Genomic DNA, 623 nt, shown 5'->3' with positions numbered 1-623 from the left:
CTCGAAGCGGTCGGCTTCCGGGACGTCCCGGACGGTGGGCTCCATGCCGACGCTCAACCCCGTGGGTCCGGCCGCTGTTCCGGGGCACTCCATGGATCGCGACCGGAAACCAGCCCGGGGATCAGTCGGTCGGGAGTGGGTCACCGGAGCGCACGGCGTCGAGGACGTCGGCGATAGCGCGTGCGGAGGCCTCGGCGCCTCGCTCGTCGTCCAGGAGGCCGGCGTGCGTCGCGTCCGCGACCCGGTGGCTGGTGTCGGTGGACAGTGCGGCCATGCGGTCCTGGGCGGCCGACCATCCGTCGAGCGTCTGCATCGACTCGCTGGCGCTGAGGACGACGAGCGGCGTGCTGCCGAGGGTGGTGAGCGCCTGGGCCTGGCTGAACACCGCGGGCATGGCGGCCGCCTCGTCGGCCATGTTCTGGAAGCCGCGGGGGCTGCTGCCGAAGGCCCGGACCTGCCCTCCGGCCGGCTCGGGAAGGCCGGACGTGGACGGGACGAGCTGCCCGATGCCGAGTCGGGCGAGACCGGGCAGCACGGCGAGCTCGGCGGGGGCGCTCGGCTCGGTCTCGCCGTCGGCGGCCGTCGCCCGGTAGGGGTCGGAAGCGTCCAGCAGGACCGCTCCT

General features: G+C 74.5%; 1 protein-coding gene. It reads right to left on the bottom strand.

The window, feature by feature from the left end; genetic code table 11:
* Positions 1-121: 121 nt before the first annotated feature.
* The coding region (locus E6R62_RS40125) for a hypothetical protein (protein ID WP_206309015.1) at positions 122-623 on the bottom strand (502 nt) is incomplete at its 5' end.

The sequence above is a fragment of the Streptomyces sp. A1136 genome (genome assembly GCF_004795055.1).
In the GTDB taxonomy this organism is placed as follows: Bacteria; Actinomycetota; Actinomycetes; order Streptomycetales; family Streptomycetaceae; genus Streptomyces.
The sequence above is the reverse complement of the archived record's forward strand: the minus strand, read 5'-3'. Positions and strand labels throughout refer to the sequence as shown.